This window comes from Pseudomonas abietaniphila (genome assembly GCF_039697315.1).
Lineage (GTDB): Bacteria > Pseudomonadota > Gammaproteobacteria > Pseudomonadales > Pseudomonadaceae > Aquipseudomonas > Aquipseudomonas abietaniphila_B.
The window spans coordinates 1,243,847-1,257,212 of the sequence record NZ_CP155619.1 but is presented as its reverse complement, the minus strand read 5'-3'; the positions used below and the strand labels follow the sequence as shown (position 1 = coordinate 1,257,212).

Below are 13,366 nucleotides of genomic sequence, written 5' to 3'. Positions count from 1 at the left end.
CTTAATGGGTGATCCGCTGCGCATCTCGATCATTAACTTGTCACTTTCAGTCATTGAGCGTGACCCTTGGGCTGTTTACTGTCTGCGTCATGAACAGGGTTACCGTTAAAGTCCCTGACCCATTCGACGAGCGCCACAGAGTGCTCGCGTCCCGTGATGATGCTCGATGGAGTTTTTATGGCCGCCGCACACTACCCGCATTTGCTCGCTCCCCTGGATCTGGGCTTCACGACCCTGCGCAATCGCACGTTGATGGGCTCCATGCACACCGGTCTTGAAGAGAAGCCGGGCGGCTTTGAGCGGATGGCGGCCTACTTTGCCGAGCGGGCGCGTGGCGGTGTCGGCCTGATGGTCACGGGCGGGATCGCGCCCAATGCCGAAGGCGGGGTGTATTCCGGCGCAGCCAAGCTGACCACGCCTGAAGAGGCCGATCACCATCGCATTGTCACCAAGGCCGTTCACGAGGCTGGCGGCAAAATTTGCATGCAGATTCTGCACTCGGGCCGTTATGCCTACAGCCCCAAGCAGGTTGCGCCCAGCGCGATTCAGGCGCCGATCAACCCGTTCAAGCCCAAGGAACTGGATGAGGAGGGCATCGAGAAGCAGATTCAGGACTTCGTGACCTGCGCGACCCTGGCCCAGACCGCCGAGTACGACGGTGTCGAAATCATGGGCTCGGAAGGCTATTTCATTAACCAGTTCCTCGTGGCGCACACCAACCACCGGACCGACCGCTGGGGCGGCAGCTACGAAAACCGTATGCGCCTGCCGGTGGACATCGTGCGTCGGGTGCGCGAGGCCGTTGGCGCGAACTTCATCATCATCTATCGCTTGTCGATGCTTGATCTGATCGAAGGCGGCAGCACCTGGGAAGAAGTGGTGCAGTTGGCCAAGGCCATCGAACAGGCTGGCGCAACCCTGATCAACACCGGCATCGGCTGGCACGAGGCGCGTATTCCCACCATCGCCACCAAGGTGCCGCGTGCGGCGTTCGCCAAGGTGACCGCGAAGATGCGCGGTTCGGTGTCGATTCCGCTGATCACCACCAACCGCATCAATACGCCGGAAATCGCTGAGCAGGTGCTGGCCGAAGGCGATGCCGACATGGTGTCCATGGCGCGTCCATTTCTCGCGGACGCCGATTTCGTCAACAAGGCCGCGGCCGGTCGCGGTGACGAAATCAACACCTGCATCGGTTGCAACCAGGCGTGCCTGGATCACACCTTCGGTGGCAAGCTCACCAGTTGCCTGGTCAACCCGCGCGCGTGTCACGAAACCGAGCTCAACTACCTGCCGGTCAAGCAGATCAAGAAGATCGCGGTGATTGGGGCCGGTCCGGCGGGTCTCGCAGCGGCCACCGTCGCCGCAGAGCGTGGGCATGCCGTGACGCTGTTCGACTCGGCCGGCGAAATCGGCGGTCAGTTCAATATCGCCAAACGTATCCCGGGCAAGGAAGAGTTCTACGAGACCCTGCGCTACTTCGGTCGCAAACTCCAGACCACCGGTGTCGATGTGCGTTTGAACACCCGCGTCGCGGTCGACGACCTGGTGGGCAAGGGGTATGACGAGGTCATTCTGGCGACCGGTATCGCCCCTCGGACTCCGACCATTCCAGGCGTCGACAACGCCAAGGTGCTGAGCTATCTGGACGTGATTCTGGGGCGCAAACCGGTGGGCAAATCTGTGGCGGTGATTGGCGCGGGTGGCATCGGGTTCGACGTCTCCGAGTTCCTCGTGCATCAGGGCGTCTCCACCAGTCTGGACCGCGACGCGTTCTGGGAAGAGTGGGGCATCGATGGTGCGTTGTCGGCGCGCGGTGGTGTCGCCGGGATCAGACCTCATCCGCATGCGCCTGCACGTCAGGTGTTCCTGCTGCAGCGCAAGACCTCGAAGGTCGGTGATGGCCTGGGTAAAACCACTGGCTGGATTCATCGCACGGGGCTCAAGAATAAGCAGGTCCAGATGCTCAACAGCGTCGAATACCTGAAGATCGACGATGCCGGGTTGCACATCCGCATCGGCGCGGAGGGCGAGGAGAAGTTGCTGCCGGTGGATAACGTGGTGATCTGCGCAGGCCAGGACCCGCTGCGTGAACTGTACGATGGCTTGCAGGCCGCAGGTCAGAGCGTGCACCTGATCGGTGGTGCCGACGTCGCGGCTGAGCTCGACGCCAAGCGCGCGATCAACCAGGGCTCGCGACTGGCGGCAGAGCTGTAAGGGGCGAATGCCCGCTTCACCCTGTAGAAACGCCACCCTGATCGCTCCTACACGCATCGGCGGTCGTGACTAACAAGGCGGACTGAGCCCGGCAGGGCTCAGTTGCGGTGGTAAACTCCGCCTTCTTTGATTGATCAACGATCGCCATGCTCCCTCCCGCCCCGCTGCAACCCCTCCATCTCGACTGGCTCCGTGCAGCCCGCATCGACGTCGCCATCCAGCGCCTCGACCTGATCGACCCTCTGATCAGTGGCAACAAGTGGTTCAAACTGAAACACCATCTGACGGCCGCCAGCCAGGCCGGCGCTGAAGGGCTGATCAGTCTAGGTGGCGCGCATTCCAATCACCTTCACGCACTGGCCGCAGCGGGGAAGCGGTTTGGCTTTGCAACGGTCGGGCTGGTGCGCGGGCATCCGGTGCAAACCCCTACGATGCTCGATGTGCAGGCGTTCGGCATGGCGCTGCACTGGCTGGGCTATGCCGGTTACCGCGCCCGGCATGAACCGGATTTCTGGGCGCCGTGGCGTGAGCGTTATCCACAGCTGCATCCGGTTCCAGAAGGCGGTGGCGGGCTGGATGGCGCGTTGGGCTGCGCCGAGATTGTGAGTCAGGCGCGCCGCCAGCTTGCTGATCTCGGCTGGGAGGACTACGACGGCTGGTGGCTGGCCTGCGGTACGGGAACCACATTGGCGGGTCTTGTGCTTGCGGAGTCGGATGGGCACAAGGTGTATGGGGCGATGGCAGTGCCCGAGGGGCATGGCGTTGCGCAGAACATTCCGGCCATCCTCGGCGGGTCCGACGATCAGCGTTACGAATTGCTCGATGCCAGCCGAGGCGGCTTTGCCAAAGCCGATCCCGAGCTGATGGTGTTCATCGCTGAGTGTGAACAGCAGAGTGGTATCCCGCTTGAACCGTTGTACACCGGCAAGGCGTTATTGGCGTTGCGGCAGGCGGTCGATGCTAGGCGTTTTGCCGCGGGCTCCAGGCTGATCTTCGTACACACTGGCGGGCTTCAAGGAAAAACAGCATTCGTCGCGGGCTTGGGCGGACGCTGATTCATTCGTGCTGCGGTGCTACATCCGACAGCGATGTGCTGGATGTTACGGCCTCTCGCGAATGAATTCGCTCCCACGGGGTTTCGTCGCTTGGCGAAAGAATGAGGGCATACCTATCCCGTCGCGCGCGCTCTCTGGCACGAATCCTGCGGACCAGACACCTCGACAGGTCGGTCCTGAGTATGTCGGCGACACTTCTGGAGTCAGGCGGCTCAGGCGCTGTACCGATAATCGGATCTTTCCTACGTGCGCCGAGGTTTGCATGACCACTCCAGCCATTGAGCAGGTTGACCCTGCCACTTTGAGAAAAGTCATCGTTGCGGCCGGGATCGGCAATTTCGTCGAATGGTTCGACTTCGCCGTGTATGGGTTTCTCGCAACCACCATTGCCCAGCAATTCTTCCCCAGTGGCGATGCCAGCGTGGCATTGCTCAAGACCTTCGCGGTGTTTGCCGTGGCCTTTGCTTTCCGTCCGTTGGGCGGGTTGTTCTTTGGCATGCTCGGGGACAGGATCGGCCGCAAACGCACGCTGGCGTTCACCATCCTGCTGATGGCCGGGGCGACCACGATCATCGGGCTGCTACCGACCTACGCCGCCATCGGTGTGACGGCACCGGTGTTGCTCACGATCATCCGCTGCGCGCAGGGGTTCTCGGCCGGTGGCGAATACGCCGGTGCCTGTGCCTACCTGATGGAACATGCCCCACGGGGCAAACGCGCGTGGTACGGCAGTTTCGTGCCCGTTTCGACCTTCTCGGCGTTCGCCGCAGCGGCGATTTTCGCGTATGCGCTGGAGGCCTCGCTGTCTGCCGACGCCATGAGCAGTTGGGGCTGGCGTCTGCCGTTTCTGGTCGCCGCGCCACTGGGGCTGGTCGGTCTTTATCTGCGCTGGAAGCTCGACGAAACCCCGGCGTTCCAGGCGGTCACCGAGGAACACGCCGTCGCGCATTCGCCGCTCAAGGAAACCCTGCGCAATCACGGTGGGGCGATCTGCGCCTTAGGCGCATTCATTTCGCTGACGGCGCTGTCGTTCTACATGTTCACCACCTACTTCGCGACCTACCTGCAAGTGGCGGGTGGTTTGAGCCGGGCGACTGCGTTGCTTGTGTCGCTGATTGCCTTGCTTTTTGCCGCAGTGATGTGTCCGGTGGCCGGGGCGTTTTCCGACAAGGTCGGGCGTCGGGCGACAGTGATTACCGCCTGTGTCCTGCTGGCGGTAGTGGTGTATCCGTCGTTCCTGATGGCGAGTTCCGGATCGTTCACCGGATCGATCGTCGGGGTGATGCTGCTGGCGACCGGCGCCGTCCTGTGTAATGTGGTGACAGCGGCATTGCTGTCGGAAACCTTTCCGACACGCACGCGCTACACCGCCTCGGCAATCACCTACAACATGGCGTACACGATCTTCGGCGGCACCGCGCCCCTGATGGCGACCTGGCTGATCGGCCTGACGGGCAGCAACCTGTCGCCTGCGTTCTACCTGATTGTGATCGCGCTTCTGGGGCTGGTCGGCGGTCTGGCATTGCCCGAGACCTCGAAGGTGTCGCTGCACGATGTGGACGGCAGCCTGGCCCGGCGTCCAGCGATGCAGCCCGCCGCCTAGGGCTTGGGCCGTCCCTGTGGGAGTGAGCAAGCTCACTCCCACAGAAGAGTCTGATGAGATGAGCCCCGCAAACTCGCAACAAAACATGGCATCACTGCCCCAAAAAATGGCACATTGGCGACCCCTTATGCCGCCGACATCTTTTGTCATCATCTCGCGTGCGGCGCTCAACCGTCCGATGGATGAACCCGATGGCCGTCACCAGCCCCTCGACCGCGACCCCCACGATCCCTCAATCCAGTCCGCTGGTCATGCGCATCATTGGTGCCGTGGCGTTGGCGCACCTGCTCAATGACCTGATCCAGTCGATCCTGCCGTCGATCTATCCGATGCTCAAAACGTCGTACGGCTTGAGTTTTACTCAAGTGGGGCTGATCACCCTGACGTTTCAGGTCACGGCGTCGTTGCTGCAGCCTTGGGTCGGTTATTACACCGACCGCCACCCGAACCCGCTGGTGCTGCCGGTAGGATCGCTGTGCATTCTGGCGGGTGTGCTGATGCTCGCGACCGTGGGCAGTTTTCCCCTGATCTTGCTGGCGGCCGGTCTGATCGGCATCGGCTCGTCGACCTTCCACCCCGAAGCGTCGCGGATCGCCCGACTGGCGTCCGGTGGACGTTTTGGTCTGGCGCAATCCAGCTTCCAGGTCGGGGGCAACAGTGGCTCAGCCATCGGGCCGTTGCTGGCCGCCGCGATCATCATCCCGTTCGGGCAGGGGCATATCGCGTACTTCGGTCTGATCGCCTTGTTCTCGGTGGGGCTGCTGTACGTCATCAGCCGCTGGTACAAAAAGCACCTTGCGCTGTTCAAGCTGAAGGCTGGTCAGGCGGCGACTCACGGACTGTCCAAGGGCCGCGTGACCGGCGCACTGGTGGTGTTGGCGCTGCTGGTGTTTTCCAAGTATTTCTACATGGCCAGCTTCACCAGCTACTTCACCTTTTTCCTGATCGATAAATTCCAGCTGACCGTGGCCAGCTCGCAACTGCACCTATTTATGTTCCTTGCAGCGGTGGCGGCGGGGACGTTTTTCGGTGGCCCGATTGGCGACAAGATCGGCCGCAAGGCGGTGATCTGGTTTTCTATTCTCGGCGTCGCGCCGTTTACGATCGCGCTGCCATACGCCGATCTGTTCTGGACCAGCGTGCTGAGCGTAATCATCGGCTTCATCCTCGCTTCGGCGTTTTCGGCCATCGTGGTTTACGCCCAGGAACTGGTTCCAGGCAACGTCGGCATGATCGCCGGGATCTTCTTCGGCCTGATGTTCGGCTTTGGCGGCATTGGTGCAGCATTATTAGGCCACCTCGCGGATCTTCACGGCATCGTCTATGTCTACACCCTTTGCTCATTCCTGCCGTTGCTTGGCATCCTCGCCATCCTGCTCCCGAGAACCCGACGTTAAATGCTCATAGCCGCCCTGATCTTCCTGGTTACCATCACCTTAGTCATCTGGCAGCCGAAAGGACTGGGGGTCGGCTGGAGTGCGACGTTCGGCGCGGTGCTGGCATTACTCTTCGGTGTGGTGCATCTGACGGACATTCCTCAGGTCTGGCACATCATCTGGAACGCCACGGGCACGTTCATTGCGCTGATTATCATCAGCCTGCTGCTCGATGAAGCCGGGTTCTTCAACTGGGCGGCGTTGCACGTCGCGCGCTGGGGCAATGGCAAGGGCCGCTCGCTGTTTGCGTTCATCGTGCTGCTGGGCGCGTTGGTGTCCGCCTTGTTCGCCAACGACGGCGCGGCGTTGATCCTCACGCCGATCGTCATGTCGATGCTGCTGGCGCTGCGCTTTTCACCGGCGACCACATTGGCGTTCGTCATGGCCGCCGGTTTCATTGCCGACACTGCAAGCCTGCCGCTGGTGGTCTCCAATCTGGTGAACATCGTCTCCGCTGACTACTTCGGCATCGGCTTCAATCGCTACGCCTCGGTGATGGTGCCGGTGAACCTGGTTAGCGTCGCTGCAACCCTGGCGGTGCTGATGCTGTTCTTCCGTCGCGACATCCCCAAGACGTTCGACGCCTCGCAACTGGCTGAACCGAGCTCTGCCATTCACGACCGCGCCACGTTCCTGGCGGGCTGGTGGGTGTTGGTAATCTTGCTGGTGGGCTGTTTTGCGCTGGAACCGCTGGGCATTCCGATCAGCGCGATCTCGGCGGTGTGCGCGGCGATCCTGCTGGGCATTGCCGCCAAGGGCCACAAGATTTCCACACGCAAGGTGATGAAAGACGCGCCGTGGCAAATCGTGATTTTCTCGCTGGGTATGTACCTGGTGGTCTATGGGCTGCGCAACGAAGGCCTGACCACCTACCTCGCGGGCTGGCTGGACCGGTTTGCTGAACATGGCCTTTGGGGTGCGGCGATGGGGACGGGCGTGCTCACGGCGTTGTTGTCTTCGGTGATGAACAATCTTCCGACCGTGCTCATTGGCCTGCTGTCGATCGACGCCAGCCAGGCGCATGGCCCGCTTCAGGAAGCGATGATCTACGCCAACGTCATTGGCAGCGACTTGGGACCTAAGATCACGCCGATTGGCAGTCTGGCCACTTTGCTGTGGTTGCACGTGCTGGCGCGCAAAGGCGTAAGCATCGGCTGGGGGTATTACTTCCGGGTCGGCATCGTGCTGACACTGCCGGTGCTGTTGATCACGCTGGCGGCGCTGGTGCTGAGATTGAGTGTGTGACCGCACCCGCGTCTGCATCAGCGGGCCAGAGGTCAGACACCAGAAAGAGCCGTTCGGCCTCTTCCCAATGACCGTCGGGCGTCTCGATCAGGCGAACAAGCAATTGCGCCGGGGCGATTGGCGCGAGTTGCTCCAGCCAGGCCTGAAACTCACCGGCGCTCCACGCCTCGTCGTAGCGCGCCGGTCCCAGCCAGGCGTGACGAGGCAGCAGTTGCCAGCGCCCTTCGGGATGTCGGGCGGCGAAGCTCGGCCAATCCTTCTGGTGCAACCATCGCCCGCGCAGATGATCCTGATTGGCGCCCTCGGGTGAAACGGCTTGGTGAGGCCACGGGTAGAGCAGGTATCCGCCGAGCCACAGTTCAGCCTTGAGCGGAGGGTCGTCCAGCGACTCAATGCCCAGTGCCGCGAGCGCCTGACGACTTTCGTCTCTCGCCGAAATTGGCAGCTGATGCTCGTTGAGGTGCGCAAGCTTCAGGTCGAGCCGGTCATGGGAGCCCGGTCCCAGCCAGCGCGCCGGGTCCTCACCGTTTCCGTCCTGAGGCCCGAGGTAAAACTTGACCGCCAGTTCGACGTGGTGAACGCCATCCCGGTCCCGCAGCAGCATATCCAGTTCGCCCAGCGTGCGGCCTTCGATCCGGATCGGCAGGTTGGCGGCGATCATGTCCACGCCCGGCGCGTGCCGGATTGCGAAGTGCCACAGGCGTTCGTAATACAGACCCAGACGGCGGATCGAGCTTTTCGATAGCCAGTCGAGCAATGCACTGCTGTCCTGATCGAGGGCGCGCAGGAAGTCAGCCAAATCCTCGGGATGCTGCACCCAGTCGCTGCCGCTCAAGGGGTGACGCTGCGGCCACTCGGTTACCGCAAGCATAGGCGGCGAAAGAATCGCCCATGCGAGGTCGCGCACTTGAGGCGTACGGAGTTGACGGGGCAGGGCGGCGAGGGTGGGGAATGGGGTCATTGGGGGAGAATAGCGGGTGTTGTGGTGCGTGGCACGGTGCAGGTCGGGATTGGCTCGTATCATTAGTCACGGCTATGTTGACAGAATTCTGCCTAACGGCAGAAGCGTTCCGCCTTCGGCGGGTTGCTCACTCCGGCGACGCTCCGTGGGTCCGCGCTGAACGGACATCCATGTCCGGGCAGCGCTCTCGCGGCATCCATGCCGCTCGGCCCACTCCACGGCGCCTGCGTTCAGCCTGCACCCAAGTCGCGTTTTGTGGTGTCTGGACTGGCGAGGCAGGAAGATCAAAAGCCAGAGCCAAGAGCAGTTGATCGTTCCCACGCTCCGCGTGGTAACGCATCGATTGACGCTCCGCGTCGACTTGGACGCAGAGCGTCTTACCATGCATCCCCGCGCGGAGCGTGAAATGATCACGCGGGGTTGAGATGGCGTCGCCGCTTTTGATTCTGGCCGGAGGCCTTAGGAGCGACCGGGGTGGCGCTCCACCTTGCCCGCGATCTGCCGCGCAGCGGTAGCAAAATCAGGCGACTCGACTATGCCTGACACTCCGCATGCACGGGTCTTGCTGCCGGTTCCCGGCAGATCGCGGGCAAGCGCGCTCCTACAGGATGGTGTGCGACAGGTAGATGTACGAACCAAGAAAGCGAAGAGCGTTAGCTCCAGCCCGCGTTGCTCTTGTACGCGACATTCCAGACACCACAAAGCGCGACTTGGGTGCAGGCCCACGGAGCGTCGTCGGAGTGCGGGTACCCGACGCAGGAGGGCCAAGCCAGGAGCCAGGACACTTGGTTACTTGGTGTCTTTTCAAGTAACCCGCCGAAGGCGGAACGCTTCTGCCGTTAGGCAGAACTCGCTATCAGCGCCTGGTAATCGCGCCGATTACGCTTGTCGGTTTGCCGCCCCCGACCCCTTCGCCCATAATCGCCTTCTTTATGTGCATCGACCCTGCGGGAGCCCCATGGAGCAATTTCGTAATATCGGCATCATTGGTCGCCTGGGCAGTTCCCAAGTGCTCGAGACCGTTCGCCGACTCAAGAAATTCCTGATGTCGCGGCACCTGCACGTCATCCTCGAAGACGCCATCGCCGAAGTGCTGCCGGGGCACGGCATGCAGACCTCTTCGCGCAAGATGCTCGGCGAAGTCTGCGACATGGTCATCGTCGTCGGGGGGGACGGCAGCCTGCTCGGCGCCGCCCGTGCGCTGGCCAAGCACAATGTCCCTGTGCTCGGCATCAACCGTGGCAGCCTCGGGTTTCTGACCGATATCCGACCTGACGAGCTGGAAGTGAAGGTCGCCGAGGTGCTGGACGGCCATTATCTGGTCGAGAACCGCTTTCTGTTGCAAGCCGAAGTCCGCCGGCACGGCGAAGCCATCGGCCAGGGCGACGCGCTCAACGACGTGGTGCTGCACCCCGGCAAGTCCACGCGCATGATCGAATTCGAAATTTACATCGACGGCCAGTTCGTCTGCAGCCAGAAGGCCGATGGCCTGATTGTCGCGACGCCGACCGGCTCCACCGCTTATGCGCTGTCGGCGGGCGGGCCGATCATGCACCCGAAACTGGACGCCATTGTCATCGTGCCGATGTACCCGCACACGCTGTCCGGGCGGCCAATTGTCGTCGACGGCAACAGTGAGCTGAAAATCGTTGTCTCAAAGGACATGACGATTTATCCACAGGTCTCCTGCGATGGACAGAACCACTTCACCTGCGCGCCGGGTGACACCGTGACCGTTAAGAAGAAACCCCAGAAGCTGCGACTCATTCACCCGCTCGACCACAATTACTACGAAGTCTGCCGGACCAAACTCGGTTGGGGCAGTCGGCTTGGCGGCGGGGGCGACTGATGCTCGATCCCGCGCGTAGCTACGATCTGATCGGTGACGTGCATGGATGTGCCCAGACCCTTGAGCACTTGCTCGACACCCTTGGTTATCGCTTTCAGGCTGGCGTCTGGCGCCACCCTGAGCGCATCGCCCTGTTCCTAGGCGACATCATTGACCGCGGCCCTCGTATTCGCGAGGCGCTGCATATCGTTCATGACATGGTCGTGGCCGGTCAGGCGTTCTGCATCATGGGCAACCATGAATTCAACGCGCTGGGCTGGAGCACGCCTGCACCACCGGAAACCGGCAAACAGTTCGTGCGCGAACACACCCCGCGTCATGCCCGTCTGCTGGGTGAAACGCTGGCGCAGTTCGAACAGCACCCCGGTGACTGGAAAGACTTCCTCAACTGGTTCTACGAGCTGCCGTTGTTCGTCGACGCCGAGCGTTTCCGGCTGGTGCATGCCTGCTGGGATGCGAGCCTGATCGAACCGTTGCGCAGCGCCCATGGCGATGGCCGGATCGATCAGCATTTCGTTCAGGCGTCGGCGGTGCCGGGCAGTTTTGCCAGCGCCGTATTCGACCGGCTCTTGCGCGGCACCGACATGCGCCTGCCGCACGGCATGACGCTCACCGGTGGCGACGGCCTGACACGGGCATCCTTTCGCACCAAGTTCTGGGAAGACGACCCGCAGACCTATGGCGACGTGGTATTCCAGCCCGATGCGTTGCCGGAACCCGTGGCCAAGCGTCCGCTGTCCGACAGTGAGAAAAATGCCCTGCTGCGCTATGGCGCCGATGAGCCATTACTGTTTGTCGGCCATTATTGGCGCAGTGGCGTGCCCGCGCCGATCCGCCCGAACCTGGCGTGTCTCGATTACAGTGCTGTGCTGTACGGCAAGCTGGTGGCCTACCGGCTCGATCAGGAAACCCAAATCGACCCTGGGAAATTCGTCTGGGTCGATGTCACACGGCCGGAGACTGCTCAATGAATCCGGTTGCGGTATTGCGCTTGCCGCTGAACACCGACCTCAGCGGTTTTGTCGAGTTGTTGCGACGCCTCAACGTGCCGCATCGCGTCAGTGAAGAAGCCGGTGAGCAGGTGCTCTGGGTGCCGGACGCGCCATCGTTGGCCGATGACATTCGTCAGCTGTACGAACAGTATCCGCAGGGCGATCCCACGGCTCAGCTGCCACCCGGTCGCGAAGTGGTCGCCGTGACCCGGCCCAGCCCGCTGGTTCAGGTGCGCAGCAGTCCGGTCACCAGCATCGTGTTGCTGGTGTGCCTGATCGTCGCGGGCGTGACGCTGCTGGGCGACAACTACGAAGCGCTGAGCTGGCTGACGTTCAACGATTTCCGCGTCAGCGGTGATTACGTGATGTTCACCCCGGTCGAGGTGTCGCTGGCGGCAGGGCAGTGGTGGCGTGTGGTGTCGCCGATGCTGATTCACTTCGGCGTGTTGCACCTGGTCATGAACGCGTTGTGGTTCTGGGAGCTGGGGCGACGTATCGAGACGCGTCAGGGCAGCTGGCATCTGCTGGGTCTGACCCTGGCCTTCAGTGCATTTTCCAACTACGGCCAGTATTTCTGGAGCGGCCCGAGCCTGTTCGGCGGGCTGTCTGGCGTGCTGTATGGCCTGCTCGGTCACTGCTGGATCTTTCAAATGCTGGCACCCAACCCCATCTACCGTCTGCCGCGTGGCGTGCTGGCCATGATGCTGATCTGGCTGGTGCTGTGCATGTCCGGTGTGATCAGCCTGCTCGGGTTTGGCGAGATCGCCAACGGGGCGCATGTCGGCGGTCTGATCATCGGTTGTGCAACAGGTCTAGTGGGCGGTGCATTAGCTCGCCGTAAACATTAAAATTGCCCGCTTAATTCTGGGAGAGCCCCATGTCCTCATTTGTTGAAATGATCGAAAACATCACCCCGGACATCTACGAGAGCCTGAAGCTGGCCGTGGAAATCGGCAAGTGGTCCGATGGCCGCAAGCTGACGCAGGAACAACGCGAACTGTCGCTGCAGGCGCTGATCGCCTGGGAAGTGCGCAACGTGCCCGAAGAACAGCGTATCGGTTACATGGGCCCGCAAGAGTGCGCCTCCAAGTCGGCGCCCGTGCCGAACATCCTGTTCAAGTCGGATGCCATCCATTGATCGAGATTGGTCGCGGTTCCGTCAACAAGATGTCCGCGCGGCTCGATGCCACGCGGGTTGAATACGCTTTTCGTCTGGGTGATTCGGAAATCCCGGTCAATCCCCTGATCGGCAAGACCGTGCGCCTGGAGTACCTGGGCGCGATCCATTGCAGCCATTGCGGCCGCCGTACCAAGACCAGCTTCAGCCAGGGTTATTGCTACCCGTGCATGCAAAAGCTGGCGCAGTGCGACGTGTGCATCATGAGCCCGGAAAGATGCCACCACGAACACGGCACCTGCCGCGATCCGTCGTGGGGTGAGCAGTTCTGCATGACCGACCATGTGGTCTATCTGGCCAATTCGTCGGGCGTTAAAGTCGGTATCACCCGCGCCACGCAATTGCCGACGCGCTGGCTGGATCAGGGTGCGAGTCAGGCGTTGCCGATCGTGCGCGTGGCGACCCGCCAGCAGTCGGGGTTCGTCGAGGACCTGTTCCGCAGTCAGGTGGCCGACCGCACCAACTGGCGTGCGCTGCTTAAAGGCGATGCGCCATCGGTTGACCTGACGGCCATCCGTCAGCAACTGTTCGAGTCCTGCGCCGAGGGACTGGCCGCACTGCAAACGCGTTTCGGCCTGCAGGCCATCCAGCTGCTGAACGACGTCGCGCCCATCGAGATCGAGTATCCGGTCGAGGCCTACCCGACCAAGATCGTCAGCTTCAATCTGGACAAGGACCCGATCGCCGAGGGCACGTTGCTGGGCATCAAGGGTCAATACCTGATCTTCGACACCGGCGTGATCAACATCCGCAAATACACGGCCTATCAGCTCGCCGTTCACCAGTAGTCGTGAACGGGCAACCTGTAGAGCAACTGAATAAGGACAGCAT

The 13,366-nt window shown here is 61.8% G+C and carries 11 protein-coding genes; 10 read left to right on the top strand and 1 reads right to left on the bottom strand.

Annotated features, from left to right (window positions below):
- Positions 1 to 177 precede the first annotated feature (177 nt).
- The 5 genes from ABDX87_RS05530 to ABDX87_RS05510 all read left to right on the top strand — a co-directional run bounded on the left by ABDX87_RS05530 (position 178) and on the right by ABDX87_RS05510 (position 7,556).
- Positions 178 to 2,217 carry an NADPH-dependent 2,4-dienoyl-CoA reductase gene (locus ABDX87_RS05530; RefSeq protein ID WP_346831971.1) on the top strand — a complete coding sequence of 680 codons (2,040 nt, stop codon included), beginning with the start codon at positions 178 to 180 and terminating at the stop codon, positions 2,215 to 2,217.
- Between the two features lie 146 nt (positions 2,218 to 2,363).
- Entirely contained in the window at positions 2,364 to 3,272 is a 909-nt protein-coding gene (locus tag ABDX87_RS05525) for a 1-aminocyclopropane-1-carboxylate deaminase/D-cysteine desulfhydrase (RefSeq protein ID WP_346831970.1), read from the top strand.
- Between the two features lie 262 nt (positions 3,273 to 3,534).
- Positions 3,535 to 4,875, top strand: coding sequence for an MFS transporter (locus tag ABDX87_RS05520; RefSeq protein WP_346831969.1), 1,341 nt, complete (start codon positions 3,535 to 3,537; stop codon positions 4,873 to 4,875).
- A gap of 191 nt (positions 4,876 to 5,066) precedes the next feature.
- Positions 5,067 to 6,272: an MFS transporter gene (locus ABDX87_RS05515; protein ID WP_346831968.1), complete on the top strand. Its 1,206-nt coding sequence runs from the start codon at positions 5,067 to 5,069 to the stop codon at positions 6,270 to 6,272.
- Positions 6,273 to 7,556, top strand: a complete 1,284-nt coding sequence (locus ABDX87_RS05510) for an arsenic transporter (protein ID WP_346831967.1) — start codon at positions 6,273 to 6,275, stop codon at positions 7,554 to 7,556. It begins immediately after the preceding gene.
- Here the strand turns inward: ABDX87_RS05510 and ABDX87_RS05505 are convergent.
- Positions 7,519 to 8,517 (bottom strand): DUF1853 family protein, encoded by a 999-nt coding sequence (locus ABDX87_RS05505; protein WP_346833706.1) that lies wholly within the window; start codon positions 8,515 to 8,517, stop codon positions 7,519 to 7,521. The genes ABDX87_RS05510 and ABDX87_RS05505 overlap by 38 nt on opposite strands.
- 958 nt (positions 8,518 to 9,475) lie before the next feature.
- On the opposite strand from ABDX87_RS05505, the gene ABDX87_RS05500 reads away from it, so the two are divergent.
- From ABDX87_RS05500 to ABDX87_RS05480, 5 genes are read left to right on the top strand one after another with little or no spacing between them, the layout of a single operon-like run.
- Positions 9,476 to 10,366 carry an NAD(+) kinase gene (locus ABDX87_RS05500; RefSeq protein ID WP_062380689.1) on the top strand — a complete coding sequence of 297 codons (891 nt, stop codon included), beginning with the start codon at positions 9,476 to 9,478 and terminating at the stop codon, positions 10,364 to 10,366.
- The gene (locus tag ABDX87_RS05495; protein WP_346831966.1) at positions 10,366 to 11,337 is read left to right on the top strand and encodes a metallophosphoesterase; all 972 of its coding nucleotides are present in this window, start codon (positions 10,366 to 10,368) and stop codon (positions 11,335 to 11,337) included. Before ABDX87_RS05500 ends, ABDX87_RS05495 begins: the two co-directional genes overlap by 1 nt.
- Complete coding sequence (locus ABDX87_RS05490; protein ID WP_346831965.1) at positions 11,334 to 12,206, top strand: rhomboid family intramembrane serine protease; 873 nt, start codon at positions 11,334 to 11,336, stop codon at positions 12,204 to 12,206. Before ABDX87_RS05495 ends, ABDX87_RS05490 begins: the two co-directional genes overlap by 4 nt.
- Before the next feature lie 29 nt (positions 12,207 to 12,235).
- Positions 12,236 to 12,496: a YeaC family protein gene (locus tag ABDX87_RS05485; RefSeq protein ID WP_062380693.1), complete on the top strand. Its 261-nt coding sequence runs from the start codon at positions 12,236 to 12,238 to the stop codon at positions 12,494 to 12,496.
- Complete coding sequence (locus tag ABDX87_RS05480; protein ID WP_346831964.1) at positions 12,493 to 13,323, top strand: DUF2797 domain-containing protein; 831 nt, start codon at positions 12,493 to 12,495, stop codon at positions 13,321 to 13,323. Before ABDX87_RS05485 ends, ABDX87_RS05480 begins: the two co-directional genes overlap by 4 nt.
- The last annotated feature ends 43 nt before the right edge of the window (positions 13,324 to 13,366 follow it).